Source organism: Mesorhizobium sp. AR07 (assembly GCF_024746815.1).
GTDB lineage: Bacteria > Pseudomonadota > Alphaproteobacteria > Rhizobiales > Rhizobiaceae > Mesorhizobium.
Window position 1 is genome coordinate 3,897,260 of sequence record NZ_CP080525.1, and the last position, 13,735, is coordinate 3,910,994.

Below are 13,735 nucleotides of genomic sequence, written 5' to 3' on the forward strand. Positions count from 1 at the left end.
CGCCGGCTGCACGGCGGGCCGAAATCGCGATCCCGGCCCGCCTGTTCAAAGCGGGCGCTTTGCTCTATGCCGCAATCCAACCATCTTCGCCCGGCATAGGCGAAACGCGGGATCGAAGAACCATGAATGACGCAACGCCCCCCAACCGCTGTCGCATCGTGCTGATCGCGCCGCCCGGCGTGCAGGCGGCCCGTATCGCCGCGGCATTCGAAGGCGGCGACGTCGCTTCGCTGATCCTGCCGGAGAACGGCATGGACGAGGCCTCCTTCCAGGCTTTCGCCGAACAGATCGTGCCGGCAGCCCAGGCCGCGGGCGTCGCTGTCGTCATCGCCGGTGACACCCGCATAGCGGGTCGCGTCCAGGCCGACGGTATCCATGTCGAGGTCTCCAAGGCCGAACTCGCCGAGACGATCGAGCATGTCCAGGCAAGGATGATGGTCGGCGCCGGCGGCGCGAAGACGCGTGACGACGCGCTTGAGCTTGGCGAGACCCGGCCCGACTACATCTTCTTCGGCCGCTTCGGCTACGACAACAAGCCCGAACCGCATCCGCGCAACCTGTCGCTCGGCAAATGGTGGGCCGATATGATCCAGATTCCTTGCATCGTCATGGCCGGATCCGACATCGCCTCGGTGGAAGCAGTGGGCGCCACTGGCGCCGAATTCGTGGCGCTGTCGAGCGCCGTGTTCGCCGACGGCACCGATCCCAAGACAGCGGTCGCCAGCGCCAACGCGCTGCTCGACGAGACCGCGCCGCGCTTCGAGGACTGACGTGTCCTCGACGAGGCTTTCCCTCCAGGCCCTGCTTGCGGTGCTCATGGTCCAGGCAGCGGCCGCGGAGACCATCCCGCTGCCGCAGCCCAAGCCGGAAGTCGGCGTGCATACGGACAAGCCGATCGACAAGCCGCTGCCGCAGCCTGCCACCACGGCCGAGCCCGCGCCGCTGCCATCGGCCGACGCCATCAATCCCGACCGCTTCGGGGCCAAGCCTGCCGACCCTGCCTATGGCGCCTTCCAGCGCGGGCTCTACAAGACGGCCTACAATCTCGCGCTGGTGCGCGCGCAAAACGGTGACCCGGCGGCGCAGACGCTGGTGGCCGAGATCCTGTCGCGCGGGCTGGGTGTGCCGCTCAATGCGGCGCAAGCGGCGAAATGGTATGCGCTTGCCGCCGAGCAGGGCGTGCCGGAATCGCAGTTCCAATATGCGCTGATGCTGCTCGATGGCCGCTACGTCAAGAAGGACGAGAAGGGGGCCTATGCGCTGATGCAGGCCGCCGCCGAAGCGGGCAACCGGCTGGCGCAGTTCAATTTCGCGCAGATGCTGGTCCAACAGGACCCCGGCGACGCCGGCCTCGCCAAGGCGGTTTCCTACTATGAGCGCGCCGCCGCCACCGGCCTCGCCGACGCGCAGTATGCAATGTCGCAGATCTATGCCAACGGCGTCGGCGGCAAGCCGCGCGACGACGCGCAGGCAAGGCGCCTGCTGGCGCAGGCAGCGCGGCAGAACTACGACACCGCGCAGATCGATCTCGCCGCTTGGATGATCGAAGGTCGCGGCGGCGCGCGCGACCTGAAATCCGCCTTCGGCTGGATGAGGCAAGCGGCCGAGGGCGGCAATGTCGCCGCCCAGAACCGCCTGGCAAAACTCTATATGCAAGGCATCGGCACCGATCCGGACCTTGTCCTCGCCGGCGCCTGGTACATCGTCGCCCGCCGTGCCGGTCTCATCGACCCGCAGATGGACGATTTCCTGCAAGGCCTGGGCGACGACCAGACCAAGCAGGCTCTGCAGAAGGCGAACCGGCTGCCGTAGCGGCAAAGCCTGGGCGACCTCGGGCTGGTGCCATGCCGAGGACGTCATGCCCGACTTTTCGCAGGACAAGACCGCGCAACGTGGCAACATTCCACGCTTCGACTGATCCAGAGGCTCGGCCTCGCCAACGTGCCGCTCCCTTGCCTCTTCGGGTGTTTTGTGGTCTTGGGAGCCCGAAATCGCTTTCCCAGCGAACATCCCATACCAACGGCCTGGCCGTTGGTAGCATCCCGGATTGCATCATCATGGCCAAGATCAATGGCAACGAAATCCGTCCCGGCTACGTCATCGAGCACGATGGCGGCCTGTGGGTGGCGGTCAGGACGAACACCGTCAAGCCCGGCAAGGGCGGCGCCTACAACCAGGTCGAACTGAAGAACCTCATCAACGGCACCAAGCTCAACGAACGCTTCCGCTCGGCCGAGACCGTCGAGCAGATCCGGCTCGATCTGAAGGATTTTTCCTTCCTTTACGCGCAGGAAGACACGCTGGTGTTCATGGACACCCAAAGCTACGAGCAGCTCGAATTGAACAAGGACTTCGTCGGCGATCGCGCCGCCTTCCTGCAGGACGGCATGATGGTGACGGTCCAGCTCTATGAAGACAGGCCGATCGGCATTTCGCTGCCCGATTATGTGACGTTGACCATCACCGAGGCGGATCCTGTGGTGAAGGGCCAGACGGCCGCGTCCTCCTACAAGCCGGCGGTCCTGGAGAACGGCATCCGCGTGCTGGTGCCGCCCTTCATCGGCGCCGGCGAGCGCATCATCGTCGACACCAACGAAATCACTTACGTGCGCCGCGCGGACTGATGCATATCGCCCAAAAGTGGCCCCGGTTTTGGGTCACCGACATGCATCAAGACAGTGCTTAAAGCGCAGCACCAGGAAGAAGCACGATGGCACGCTCAGCCCTTCTCAACGTCATGGTCCAGGCCGCAATGAAAGCCGGCCGCTCGCTGTCGCGCGACTTCGGCGAGGTGCAGAACCTGCAGGTCTCGATGAAAGGCCCTGGCGACTATGTCAGCCAGGCCGACCGCAAGGCCGAGGACATCGTCTTTGCGGAACTGTCGAAGGCACGACCGGGCTACGCCTTCCTGATGGAAGAGCGCGGCGCGGTGGAGGGTGACGACGGCCAGCATCGCTGGATCGTCGACCCGCTCGACGGCACCACCAATTTCCTGCACGGCATCCCTCTCTTCGCCGTTTCGATCGCGCTGGAACGCCAGGGCCAGATCGTTGCCGGCGTCATCTACAATCCGGCGATGGACGAACTCTATACCGCCGAACGCGGCGGCGGCGCCTTCATGAACGACCGCCGCTTGCGCGTCGCCGGCCGCATCAAGCTCACCGACACGGTGATCGGCTGCGGCGTGCCGCATCTCGGTCGCGGCCATCATGGCAATTTCCTCGTCGAACTGCGCAACGTCATGGCCGAAGTCTCCGGCGTGCGTCGCATGGGCGCCGCCTCGCTCGACCTCGCCTATGTTGCCGCCGGCCGCATGGACGGCTTCTGGGAAACCGGCCTATCGGCCTGGGACATCGCCGCCGGCCTGCTTATGATCCGCGAGGCGGGCGGCTTCGTTTCGGACATGGATGGCGGCCAGGACATGCTCGACAACGGCTCGGTCGTCGCCGGCAACGAGGTCATCCAGCGCGCTTTGTTGAAGGCCGTGAAGAAACCGCTCTCGGCGCGTTGAGAGGCACGCCGCGCTGATGCGCCGCAGTCGTAAAATCGCAACGGAAGCTTGAAATACTGCCCGGCGAGCGCCCAGATTGGAGTGCGCGGCGCAGGAACCCGGCAGTGAAAGTCAACCAAACCCATCCCGACATCCCGTTCATCGGACGCTGGCACTATTCGCGCGCCGAGATGATCGCCGACGGCATCGTCCATGCGGTCGGCATCGTGCTGGCAATATCGGCGGGTTCGGCACTGCTGGCGCTGGCGGCCTTTCGCGTCGGGCCGGGCGAATACATCGCCGCCGCCTTCTATGTGGTTTCGCTGCTCACCGTGCTGTCGGTGTCGCTGACCTACAATCTGTGGCCGGTGTCGTCGCCGGTGAAATGGATCTTGCGGCGCTTCGACCACGCCGCGATCTATCTGCTGATCGCCGCTACCTACACGCCCTTTCTGGCGCAGCTCGAAGCCTCGCCGCTGGCGCGCTGGATGATCGTCCTCGTCTGGACTGCGGCAGTGTTGGGCATCGCCATCAAGGTGTTTTTCCCCGGCCGTTTCGACCGGCTGGCGATCGTCTTCTATCTCGCCATCGGCTGGAGCGGCATCATCCTGGTGAAGCCGCTTGTCCAGACGCTGCCGACGACATCGATCGCGCTCATCGTCGCCGGCGGTATCGTCTACTCCTGCGGCGTCATCTTCTTCGCCTGGAAGGGGCTGCGCTTCCACAATGCGCTGTGGCACGGTTTCGTCGTCACCGGCGCCGGCCTGCATCTGGCCGCCATGGTCGACTGTCTGGTCATCAATCGCCTCTGACACAGACTATCGACGCGGCAATATTGCCAAGCGCCATTCAATTTGGTCACAATTCCGTTTAGAGTCGCGGTCTACGTGATCGGCGGTGGCATCGGAAACGGGGCACGGATGGCTTTTCTCAAATCCTTCGGCATGGGCAGGCGTTCTGATGTCCTGATCTACGACCCGCACAAACTGTCGAGCCCGCAGGTCTTTCTGCTGACCATGGTGATCTTCCTGGTCATCGTCGCCTTCATCGCCGCCATCCTGACCCGCCAGATCTCGACCGCCTTTGGCAGCAATCCCGGCCTCAATGGCCTGATCGTCGGCGTGCTGGTGGTCGGCATCCTTTTGGCCTTCGCCCAAGTCGGGCGGCTGTTTCGCGAAGTGCGCTGGGTCAACTCCTTCCGTGCCGGCTCGGAAACCACCGAACCGGTTCTGCTGGCGCCGATGAAGGCGATGATCGGCCGCTCCTCGGCGACGGCCTTCTCGACCAGTTCGATGCGCACCATGCTCGATTCCATCGCCACACGCCTGGACGAAAGCCGCGACACCTCGCGCTATCTCGTCGGCCTGCTGGTGTTCCTCGGCCTGCTCGGCACCTTCTGGGGCCTCTTGAACACCATCGGCTCGATCCGCGAGACCATCGAATCGCTCGATCCGGGCACCGGTGACGCCGCCGCGGTGCTCGATTCTCTCAAGCAAGGGCTTTCGGCGCCACTGGCCGGCATGGGCACGGCCTTCTCGTCCTCGCTGTTCGGCCTGTCCGGCTCGCTGGTGCTCGGTTTCCTAGACCTGCAGGCAGGCCGCGCCCAGACGCGCTTCTACACCGAGCTGGAAAACTGGTTGTCCTCGGTCACCGATCTGTCGTCCGACATCGTCGTCTCCGACCCGGCCAAGACCGAATCCTCCGACGAGATCCGGGTGCTGTCCGAACGGCTGCGCAGCATGCAGGAGAATGGCGGCGGCTCCAATCCGCGCGTCGCCACCGCCATGGCCAATCTCGCCGACGGCATTTCCGGGCTGGTCAAGAACATGCGCTCGGAGCAGCAGATCATGCGCGATTGGGTCGAGGCCCAGTCCGACGAGCAGAAGGCGATGCGCAACACGCTGGAAAAGATCGCCGACGCCCTGAAGAAGCCCGGGGTGCATTGACGTGGCACTGGCGCGTGGGCGACGCACGGATCGCCGCATCGATTACTGGCCGGGCTTCGTCGACGCGCTGTCGACATTGCTTCTGGCGATCATGTTCCTGCTCACCGTCTTCGTGCTGGCGCAGTTCCTGCTCGGCCGCGAAATCTCCGGCAAGGACACGGCGCTCTCACGCCTCAACTCGCAGATCAATGAACTGACCCAGTTGCTGGCACTGGAGCGTTCGACGGCGCAGGACAAGGAAGATTCGCTTGCCAATCTGCAGGCATCGCTGTCGGCCGCGCAAGCGGAGAAGAGCCGGCTCGAACAATTGCTGGCGCAAGGCGCCGGCGCCGGCGACGCGGCCAGCCAGCGCGCCGTGGCGCTGACCGGCGAACTCGACAGCCAGCGCCAGATCAGTCAGCAGGCGCTGAGCCAGGTCGAAATCCTCAACCAGCAGATCGCGGCACTGCGCAAGCAGATCGGCGCGCTCGAGGATGCGCTCAACGTCTCCGAAACCCGCGACCGTGATTCCAACACCAAGATCGCCGATCTCGGCCGCCGCCTGAACGTAGCCCTTGCGCAACGCGTGCAGGAGCTGAACCGCTACCGTTCAGACTTCTTCGGCCGCTTGCGCGAAATCCTCGCCGACCGCGAGAACATCCGCATCGTCGGCGACCGCTTCGTCTTCCAGTCCGAAGTGCTGTTCCCGACCGGCTCCGAAGTGATCAACGATGCCGGCAAGGTCGAGATGAAGAAACTCGCCGACGCCATCATCGAGCTGCAGAAGGAAATCCCGCCGGAGATCAACTGGGTGCTGCGCGTCGACGGCCATACCGACAACAAGCCGCTCTCCGGCACCGGCCGCTACCGCGACAATTGGGAGCTGTCGACAGCGCGTTCGACCTCGGTGGTGAAGTACCTGATCGAGAACGGCGTGCCGGCCAACCGGCTGGTCGCCGCCGGCTTCGGCGAGTTCCAGCCGCTCGACCCCGCCGACACCGAAGAGGCGCGCAACAAGAACCGCCGTATTGAACTGAAGCTCACCGAACGGTGATCCATCATCACGCTGTATCACGCGAATTTGTTCGCCGGCTCAACTCTAGGGCGTAGATCGAGGCCGGCAAGGCCTGAAAAGATTATCTTTTTTTAATTACACATCGTCGCAGCGCGGTCCTAGCTTCCCCCTGGGCCGAGAACCGCCGGCGATGAATCCCCCTCCTCGCGACGCGACGGAACCGGACGGCCCGCGGCCGGAAGGCAGGCGAAACAGCCGCCTTCTTCTTCAAGAGGAGACGCGTGATGCGCTCTTTTACTCCCAGGACCTCGCTTAGAACCGCAACACTCACGGCGCTCCTCATCGCCATCCCCCTCGCTGGCGCCTATGCGGCGGGCGATCATAGCAAGGGCGCTCTCGACGCAGCCAACCCGACCGACTTTACCGGCCCGCGCATCGAGGGTCTCATGCAGCAGGTTCAAGGCGTCCGTCAGGGCATAGTGAACGCAAGACAAGCCAACACCATCACGCCGGCGGTGGCCGAACGTCTGGAAATGCGGACGGCCCAAATCGGTCGGGCGGCCGAGAAAATAGCGGCATCGGATCACGGCAGGATACCGGCCGCGCAATACCACGACCTGCTGCGCCGTCTCGACAATGTCGACCAGCGGCTGATGGTCGATACCGGCAGCGGCTTCATGATCGGCGACGGCGCGGACGGCGGAAACTATCCGAACGGCTGAGATCGCGTTCCTCGATATTGCGCATGATTCATGCCGAAATCGGTTTCGATTTTCGGACCATGCGCCAGGAAGGGACCACCTGGCGCCTTCGGGACCCCAATCCCGCAGGCGTCCTTTTTCCCTACAGCCCAGTTTCCTGCCAGCCCAGTTTTCTACCAGGCAAGCCAGACCGCAATCAGGGCAACCACCGCCGGCACGGTCTGGATGAACAGGATCTTGCGGCCAACCGTCGCCGCGCCATAGAGGCCGGCGATGGCCACGCATAACAGGAAGAAAACCTTGACCTGGAACCCGGCGGCGCCGAGGTAGAGCCCCCAGATCAGGCCGGCGGCAAGGAAGCCATTGTAGAGCCCCTGATTGGCGGCGAGCACCTTCGAGGCGCTGGCGAATTCGGGCGTCAGGTTGAATGCCTTGTGTCCTCGCGGCGTGTCCCACAGCACCATCTCCAGATAGACGATGTAGACATGGATCAAGGCCACCAGCCCAACCAGGATGTTGCCGATCATTGTTTTCCCCCTTCACGTGTCGCCGCCAGCATTTCATGCGCGACCTCACCTGCGCAAGGCACATCCTCCGCACAGTACCCGAGGGTTGCAAACGCCTTTGCGTTGGTATCTTTTCGCGCCGTCCTCAATCACGGAAGCCGCCATGTCCTTTCAGAAACTCGATGACCTCGGCCACAAGCTCGAAGCGCTTGAGCACGCTCTGGCCATCCTCGGTGCCGACGAGGCCACTCATATGGCCGTCGGCGGTGGCGAGAAGCGCGCCGAGGCGATGTCGGCACTGGCCGGCATGTATCACACCAGGGCAACGGCGCCGGAGATCGCCGACTGGATCGCGGCGGCCGAACAGGAAGCTTTGAGCGAAGAGCAACGGGCGACCGTCACGGAATTGCGGCGACAGTACACCAACCTGACCTGCCTGCCGGTCGAATTCGTCGAACGTCAGACCACCGCGCGCATGCGCTGCGAGCAACTGTGGCGCGGCCTGCGCGCCAAGAACGACTGGGCGGGCTTCCTGCCGGCGCTGGAGGGCGTGGTGGCGCTGGTGCGCGAGGAGGCGGCGCTGCGTGCCGACGTGCTCGGCCTCGCCCCCTATGACGCGCTGATGGAGCAATACGACCCCGGCAACCGCACCGCCGACATCACGCCTGTCTTCACCGACCTCAAAGCCTTCCTCAAGGGGTTCGTGCCGGAGGCGCTAGCGATACAGGAAGCGCGGCTGCGCAAGCGCCCGCTGAAACCGCTTTCGGGCACCTATGCGATCGACCGGCAACGCGAACTCGGCCTTGCCATGATGGCGGCAGTCGGCTTCGACCTGACGCACGGGTCGCTGTCGGTGTCGCACCATCCGTTCTGCGGCGGCGTCCCGAGCGACGTGCGCATCACCACCCGCTACAAGACATCTGACTTCCTGTCGGCGTTGATGGGCGTACTGCACGAGACCGGTCATGCGCTGTACGAACAGAATCTGCCCAAGGCATGGTCGCACTGGCCGTTCGGCAAGGCGCGCGGCATGGCGGTACACGAAAGCCAGAGCCTGTTCGTCGAAAAGCAGCTCGGCCGCAACCCGGCCTTCTGGCGCTGGGCGCTGCCGGTGGCCGAAAGGCATCTCGGCGAAGCCTGGTCGCTCGACGACGTCCTGCCGCATGTGCATCGCGTCGAACGCGGCCTGATCCGTGTCGATGCCGACGAGGTGACCTACCCGCTGCATGTCATCCTGCGCTACGAGCTTGAGCAGGAACTCGTATCGGGGCGGCTGGAGGTGGCCGATCTGCCCGAAGCCTGGGACGCCAAGATGCGCGACTATCTCGGCCTCTCCACCATTGACAATCCCGCCGACGGGCCGATGCAGGACGTGCATTGGCCGGGTGCCGCCTTCGGCTACTTCCCCTCCTACACGCTGGGCGCGATGATGGCGGCACAGCAATGGGCGGCGCTGACGCGCGAGCACCCTGCAGCCGACGACGATCTTGCCAAAGGCAATTTCGAGGCGATCAACGACTGGCGCCGCGAAAAGATCTGGTCGCAGGGGTCGCGCTGGTCGACGCCGGACCTGCTCGAACGCGCCACCGGCGAAAAGCTCAACGCGGCACACTTTACCGACCATTTGCGCAAGCGGTATGGGGGCTGAAAGAGCACAATAGAGCGAACATCGCGTTTCATACCCTCAAAGCGTATATTTCAGTATGAGGATTTGGGAGAACGCACCGTGGGAATTTCCACTCCGAAGGAACGCGCCACCTTTTCCATCGCCGCTGAAATAAAGAGCCGGCTTGAGGACGAAGTGCCGAAAAGTGAGAGATCGCGCTTCGCGGAAAAGGCAATCGCCCAGGCGTTACGGGCAGTCGCAGTCAAGCGCCTCAAAAAAATGCTGGATGAATTACCGCGTGGAGCCAGCGCGAAAGGCGAAAGCGCCACCGATTTTCTGCGCCTCCAGCGAATGAAGTGGACGGCCGCCCGTTTGACGTTGTCGAACGTACGAAGGAGTGAAAATCGTGATGCTCCCGTGTTCGTGAAGCTTCGGCATTGACGCTACTCCGCCGCGCCCCTGAAGGCGCTGGCGCCTGTTTCGAACTGCAGCTTGGCCAGCCGCGCATAGATGCCGCCCTTGGCGACCAGGCTCTGGTGGGTGCCTTCCTCGACGATGCGGCCGCCATCCATGACGAGGATCCTGTCGGCCTTCAGCACCGTCGCCAGCCGGTGGGCGATGACGATGGTGGTGCGGCCTTGCATCAGCCGCTCCAGCGCCGTCTGCACCAGCGTCTCGCTTTCGGCATCGAGCGCCGAAGTGGCTTCGTCGAGCAGCAGGATCGGCGCGTCGCGCAGGATGGCGCGAGCGATCGCCACCCGCTGGCGCTGGCCGCCGGACAGCGTCACGCCGCGCTCGCCGACCTGGCTGTCATAGCCTTTTTCGAGCTTGAGGATGAATTCGTCGGCCAGCGCGTCCTTCGCCGCCACCTCGATCTCGGCCTCGCTGGCGCCTGGCCGGCCAAAGCCGATATTGTCGCGCGCGCTCGCCGCGAAGATGGTGACATCCTGCGGCACGATGGCGATGCGCTCGCGCACCGAGACCGGATCGGCTTCGCGCACGTCGACGCCATCGATCAGGATCTTGCCAGTTTCGGGATCGTAGAAGCGCAGGATGAGGGAGAAGACCGTGCTCTTGCCGGCGCCTGACGGGCCGACGATCGCCACCGTCTCGCCGGGCATGACCTGGAAGCTCAGGCCGTGGACGGCGGCGCGGTCTGGCCTGGCGGGATAGGAGAAGGACACATCGTCGAAGACGATCGCGCCCTTGGCGACCGCCGGCAGCGGCTTCGGATCGGCCGGCGCCTGGATCGCCGGTTTCTCGGCCAGGATCTCGGTCAGCCGTTCGGCCGCACCCGCCGCCTGCGCAAGCTCGCCCCAGACTTCCGACAGCGCGCCGAGCGCGCCGGCGGCGAACACCGAATAGAGCAGGAACTGGCCGAGCGTGCCTGGCGATATCGCGCCATCGAGCACGTCGCGCGAGCCGAACCACAGCACGGCCACGACCGATGAGAAGATCGTGAAAATGGCAAAGAAGGTGAGGAAGGAGCGCGCGAAGATCGAGGCGCGTGCCGCCTCGAACGCGGCTTCCACCGCACCGGAGAAATGCCCGGTGACCAGCTTCTCGTTGGTGAAGGCCTGCAAGGTGCGCACCGCGCCGATCTGCTCGCTGGCATAGGCGGTGGCGTCGGCGAGCGTATCCTGCGCCTGCCGGGACTTGGCGCGCACCGAGCGGCCGAAGGCGACCAGCGGCAGCACGATGACCGGAATGGCTGCTATGACCAGGCCGGAAAGTTTCGGGCTGGTGACGACCATCATCCCCAGCGCACCGAGGCCGAGGATGACGTTGCGCAGCGCCACCGAGGCAGTCGCCCCGACCGCCGACTTGACTTGCGTCGTGTCGGCGGCGAGCCGGGATACGATCTCGCCCGACTGGGCGGTGTCGAAGAAGGCAGGCGACAGCGTCGTCACATGGGCAAAGACATCGCGGCGGATGTCGGCGACGACGCGCTCGCCGAGCGTGATGACGAAATAGTAGCGGCCGGCCGAGGCCGCCGCCAGCACGGCGGCCATCGCCACCAAGGCGGCGAAATACTCGGCGATGAAGGTGGTGCTCGACGACGAGAAGCCATGATCGATCATGCGCCGTACCGCCAGCGGCAGCGCCAGTGTCGTTGCCGCGGCGATGACCAGCGAGATGAGGGCGCCGATCACCAGCGTGCGGTAGTGCGTGATATAGGGGAACAGGCGCCTGAGCGGCTTGAGCGAGCGCCGGCGCTCGTCTGCGCTGCTGGATTGCGCCATTCCTGCGTTTCCTCTAGCCGCCTTTGGGGTATGCGCCTCAATATGCGCTTGCCGCGGCCTTGTGATTCAATTCCGGCTGATGTATAGGCTCGCCGACCGTTTTAGAAGCCGTGGCTCCTCAATAGCTGCGGCTTCGAGTTTTAAAAAGGGGCGCATCGACGCAGGCTTCATGCCCGTCGGCAGCGCCGGCAAGCCAGGAACCGAACCATGAAGACCGACATCCATCCCGATTACCACACCATCAAGGTCGTCATGACCGACGGCACCGAATACATGACCCGTTCGACCTGGGGCAAGGAAGGCGATACGATGAACCTCGATATCGACCCGACCACCCACCCGGCCTGGACCGGTGGCCAGCAGACCCTGCTCGACCGCGGCGGCCGCCTGTCGAAGTTCAAGAAGCGTTTCGAAGGTTTCGGCCTCTAAGCCCGACGACCTTTTCGCAGATCAGAAACCCGCTTTCGAGGCGGGTTTTTTGTTGCAACGGGATGGGTCGCCTCAAACTGGCGCTCGCCCCTACCTCCCCCTTGTGGGGAGGTCGGACCGAAGGTCCGGGTGGGGTCTGGCGCCGCCCCGCACCCCGCTGCTTCGCAGCGACTTGCCGGGGCGAGCCACGGTCTCGCCCGTCCTTCGGACCCCACGAGGGGGAGGGGGTGGGGACCATCCTACTCGGCCAACAGTTCCCGCAATGCCATGCGCTTGTAAGCAGCGACCAGCCTGTCGCCCTCTTGCCGCTCGACCGAAATCGCCAGCCGCATGGCGGCCTCGCCCATCTGCCAGACCAGAAAAGCCGTGGTTTCCAGCGCCGCCGGATCGGCCGCCGGCCGCAGCCGTTTCAGCACCGCGGTGAGGAATTCGGCGTTGGCCCGGCTGTCGGCGAGTTCGAGTTGGCGCAGGGCCTTGTCGGCCTGCGTGCCCGACCAGATGTCGCGCATCACCGGCTCGGCCAGGAACAGCCCATAGTAGATATCGACCAGCTCCGAAAATGCTTGGCCTAGGCCTTCGGCGTCGCCGACGCCGGCGAGTGCCGCCGAGATACAGGCCTGGCTCTCGACGGTGTGGCGCTCGGCCAGCGCCCAGATGATCGCCCGCTTGTCCGGAAAGAACTGGTAGAGCGAACCGATCGACACCCCTGCCCGTTCCGCCACCTCACCCATGCGCATGGCGTCGCTGCCTTGCTCGGCAATCAGCGCCGAGGCGGCGGCGAGCATGCGCTCGACCCGTTCGCGGCTGCGCTGCTGGCTCGGCGCCCGGCGCGGCGAAGCAATCTGCTCCTGGGGGGAAACCGGCGCGGCGGTGTCTTCCATGACTGTCTCCAATGCCAACAAATTCGCTTGACTCGCAAAATACGAGGGTTTATCACGTTTTGCAAATGTGAGGATTATTCATATTCTAAAACAGAGGAAACCGCTATGAACGACACGACACCAAAACCCATCCTGATCCTCGGTGGTACCGGCAAGACCGGCCGCCGCCTCGCCGAACGGCTGACCGCGCATGGCCTGCCGGTGCGCATCGGCTCGCGCTCGGGCACCCCGTGCTTCGACTGGGACAGTCCGGCGACCTGGGGTGCGGCAATGCAAGGCGTCAGTGCCGTCTACATCAGCTATTATCCAGATATCGCCGTGCCGGGTGCGGCCGAGGCGGTCGACGCCTTCGCCAGGCTTGCCGTACAAAACGGCATCACCCGGCTCGTGCTGCTGTCGGGACGCGGCGAGACGGAAGCCCAGCGCGCCGAAGAGATGCTGAAGGCCTCCGGCGCCGACTGGACGATCCTGCGTTGCGCCTGGTTCTCGCAGAACTTCAGCGAAGGCTTCCTGATCGACCCGCTCCTTGCCGGCGAAGTGGCGCTGCCGGTCGGCACTGTCGGCGAACCCTTTGTCGATGCCGACGACATCGCCGACGCCGCCTTTGCCGTGCTGACTGACCCAGGGCACATCGGCCAGCTCTATGAACTCACCGGCCCGCGGCTGCTGAGCTTCGCCGACGCGGTCGCCGAGATCGGCAAGGCCGCCGGCCGCGACATCCGCTTTGTCAGGATCTCGCACGACGAATTCACCGCCGCTGTCGCGGCGCATGAACTGCCGCTCGAATTGGTCTGGTTGCTTAACGAGCTGTTCACGCAAGTGCTCGACGGCCGCAACGAGACGCTGACCGATGGCGTCCAGCGCGTGCTCGGCCGCCCGCCGAGAGACTTTTCCGCCTACGCAACCGAAACCGCCGCGACTGGCGTCTGGAGCAATTGA

Annotated in this window: 15 protein-coding genes; 12 read left to right on the top strand and 3 right to left on the bottom strand. The window is 64.6% G+C overall.

The window, feature by feature from the left end:
• Positions 1 to 122 precede the first annotated feature (122 nt).
• The 8 genes from BPNPMPFG_RS19875 to BPNPMPFG_RS19910 all read left to right on the top strand — a co-directional run bounded on the left by BPNPMPFG_RS19875 (position 123) and on the right by BPNPMPFG_RS19910 (position 7,152).
• Positions 123 to 770: a thiamine phosphate synthase gene (locus BPNPMPFG_RS19875; RefSeq protein ID WP_258590391.1), complete on the top strand. Its 648-nt coding sequence runs from the start codon at positions 123 to 125 to the stop codon at positions 768 to 770.
• A gap of 46 nt (positions 771 to 816) precedes the next feature.
• Positions 817 to 1,812 carry a tetratricopeptide repeat protein gene (locus BPNPMPFG_RS19880; protein WP_413776880.1) on the top strand — a complete coding sequence of 332 codons (996 nt, stop codon included), beginning with the start codon at positions 817 to 819 and terminating at the stop codon, positions 1,810 to 1,812.
• Between the two features lie 245 nt (positions 1,813 to 2,057).
• Positions 2,058 to 2,624 carry an elongation factor P gene (gene efp, locus BPNPMPFG_RS19885; protein WP_258590393.1) on the top strand — a complete coding sequence of 189 codons (567 nt, stop codon included), beginning with the start codon at positions 2,058 to 2,060 and terminating at the stop codon, positions 2,622 to 2,624.
• Between the two features lie 86 nt (positions 2,625 to 2,710).
• Complete coding sequence (locus tag BPNPMPFG_RS19890; RefSeq protein ID WP_258590394.1) at positions 2,711 to 3,511, top strand: inositol monophosphatase family protein; 801 nt, start codon at positions 2,711 to 2,713, stop codon at positions 3,509 to 3,511.
• A gap of 104 nt (positions 3,512 to 3,615) precedes the next feature.
• Positions 3,616 to 4,302, top strand: coding sequence for a PAQR family membrane homeostasis protein TrhA (trhA, locus tag BPNPMPFG_RS19895; RefSeq protein WP_258590395.1), 687 nt, complete (start codon positions 3,616 to 3,618; stop codon positions 4,300 to 4,302).
• A gap of 108 nt (positions 4,303 to 4,410) precedes the next feature.
• Positions 4,411 to 5,436 (top strand): MotA/TolQ/ExbB proton channel family protein, encoded by a 1,026-nt coding sequence (locus BPNPMPFG_RS19900; protein ID WP_258590396.1) that lies wholly within the window; start codon positions 4,411 to 4,413, stop codon positions 5,434 to 5,436.
• A 1-nt stretch (position 5,437) separates the two neighbouring features.
• Positions 5,438 to 6,469 carry a peptidoglycan -binding protein gene (locus BPNPMPFG_RS19905; protein WP_258590397.1) on the top strand — a complete coding sequence of 344 codons (1,032 nt, stop codon included), beginning with the start codon at positions 5,438 to 5,440 and terminating at the stop codon, positions 6,467 to 6,469.
• 245 nt (positions 6,470 to 6,714) lie between these two features.
• Positions 6,715 to 7,152, top strand: coding sequence for a hypothetical protein (locus tag BPNPMPFG_RS19910; protein ID WP_258590398.1), 438 nt, complete (start codon positions 6,715 to 6,717; stop codon positions 7,150 to 7,152).
• Between the two features lie 152 nt (positions 7,153 to 7,304).
• Here BPNPMPFG_RS19910 and BPNPMPFG_RS19915 read toward each other — a convergent pair whose 3' ends face one another.
• A complete protein-coding gene (locus BPNPMPFG_RS19915; protein ID WP_258590399.1) occupies positions 7,305 to 7,658 on the bottom strand; it encodes a DUF1304 domain-containing protein in 354 nt (117 codons plus the stop codon).
• A 142-nt stretch (positions 7,659 to 7,800) separates the two neighbouring features.
• On the opposite strand from BPNPMPFG_RS19915, the gene BPNPMPFG_RS19920 reads away from it, so the two are divergent.
• Both BPNPMPFG_RS19920 and BPNPMPFG_RS19925 read left to right on the top strand, forming a co-directional pair.
• A complete protein-coding gene (locus tag BPNPMPFG_RS19920; RefSeq protein ID WP_258590400.1) occupies positions 7,801 to 9,285 on the top strand; it encodes a carboxypeptidase M32 in 1,485 nt (494 codons plus the stop codon).
• 78 nt (positions 9,286 to 9,363) lie between these two features.
• The gene (locus BPNPMPFG_RS19925) at positions 9,364 to 9,684 is read left to right on the top strand and encodes a hypothetical protein (RefSeq protein WP_258590401.1); all 321 of its coding nucleotides are present in this window, start codon (positions 9,364 to 9,366) and stop codon (positions 9,682 to 9,684) included.
• A 2-nt stretch (positions 9,685 to 9,686) separates the two neighbouring features.
• Here BPNPMPFG_RS19925 and BPNPMPFG_RS19930 read toward each other — a convergent pair whose 3' ends face one another.
• Positions 9,687 to 11,486 carry an ABC transporter transmembrane domain-containing protein gene (locus BPNPMPFG_RS19930; protein ID WP_258590402.1) on the bottom strand — a complete coding sequence of 600 codons (1,800 nt, stop codon included), beginning with the start codon at positions 11,484 to 11,486 and terminating at the stop codon, positions 9,687 to 9,689.
• A 207-nt stretch (positions 11,487 to 11,693) separates the two neighbouring features.
• Between BPNPMPFG_RS19930 and rpmE the strand changes: the two genes are divergently transcribed.
• Entirely contained in the window at positions 11,694 to 11,915 is a 222-nt protein-coding gene (gene rpmE / locus BPNPMPFG_RS19935) for a 50S ribosomal protein L31 (RefSeq protein ID WP_006327661.1), read from the top strand.
• 239 nt (positions 11,916 to 12,154) lie between these two features.
• Here rpmE and BPNPMPFG_RS19940 read toward each other — a convergent pair whose 3' ends face one another.
• Complete coding sequence (locus BPNPMPFG_RS19940; protein ID WP_258590403.1) at positions 12,155 to 12,796, bottom strand: TetR/AcrR family transcriptional regulator; 642 nt, start codon at positions 12,794 to 12,796, stop codon at positions 12,155 to 12,157.
• Between the two features lie 105 nt (positions 12,797 to 12,901).
• On the opposite strand from BPNPMPFG_RS19940, the gene BPNPMPFG_RS19945 reads away from it, so the two are divergent.
• Positions 12,902 to 13,735, top strand: coding sequence for an NAD(P)H-binding protein (locus tag BPNPMPFG_RS19945; RefSeq protein ID WP_258590404.1), 834 nt, complete (start codon positions 12,902 to 12,904; stop codon positions 13,733 to 13,735).

Bases quoted from the DNA above. Each gene is read 5' to 3' on its own strand.
- BPNPMPFG_RS19875 (WP_258590391.1), top strand. From the start codon at position 123: ATGAATGACGCAACGCCCCCCAACCGCTGTCGCATCGTGCTGATCGCG.
- BPNPMPFG_RS19880 (WP_413776880.1), top strand. From the start codon at position 817: ATGGTCCAGGCAGCGGCCGCGGAGACCATCCCGCTGCCGCAGCCCAAG.
- efp (WP_258590393.1), top strand. From the start codon at position 2,058: ATGGCCAAGATCAATGGCAACGAAATCCGTCCCGGCTACGTCATCGAG.
- BPNPMPFG_RS19890 (WP_258590394.1), top strand. From the start codon at position 2,711: ATGGCACGCTCAGCCCTTCTCAACGTCATGGTCCAGGCCGCAATGAAA.
- BPNPMPFG_RS19900 (WP_258590396.1), top strand. From the start codon at position 4,411: ATGGCTTTTCTCAAATCCTTCGGCATGGGCAGGCGTTCTGATGTCCTG.
- BPNPMPFG_RS19910 (WP_258590398.1), top strand. From the start codon at position 6,715: ATGCGCTCTTTTACTCCCAGGACCTCGCTTAGAACCGCAACACTCACG.
- BPNPMPFG_RS19915 (WP_258590399.1), bottom strand. From the start codon at position 7,658: ATGATCGGCAACATCCTGGTTGGGCTGGTGGCCTTGATCCATGTCTAC.
- BPNPMPFG_RS19920 (WP_258590400.1), top strand. From the start codon at position 7,801: ATGTCCTTTCAGAAACTCGATGACCTCGGCCACAAGCTCGAAGCGCTT.
- BPNPMPFG_RS19930 (WP_258590402.1), bottom strand. From the start codon at position 11,486: ATGGCGCAATCCAGCAGCGCAGACGAGCGCCGGCGCTCGCTCAAGCCG.
- rpmE (WP_006327661.1), top strand. From the start codon at position 11,694: ATGAAGACCGACATCCATCCCGATTACCACACCATCAAGGTCGTCATG.
- BPNPMPFG_RS19940 (WP_258590403.1), bottom strand. From the start codon at position 12,796: ATGGAAGACACCGCCGCGCCGGTTTCCCCCCAGGAGCAGATTGCTTCG.
- BPNPMPFG_RS19945 (WP_258590404.1), top strand. From the start codon at position 12,902: ATGAACGACACGACACCAAAACCCATCCTGATCCTCGGTGGTACCGGC.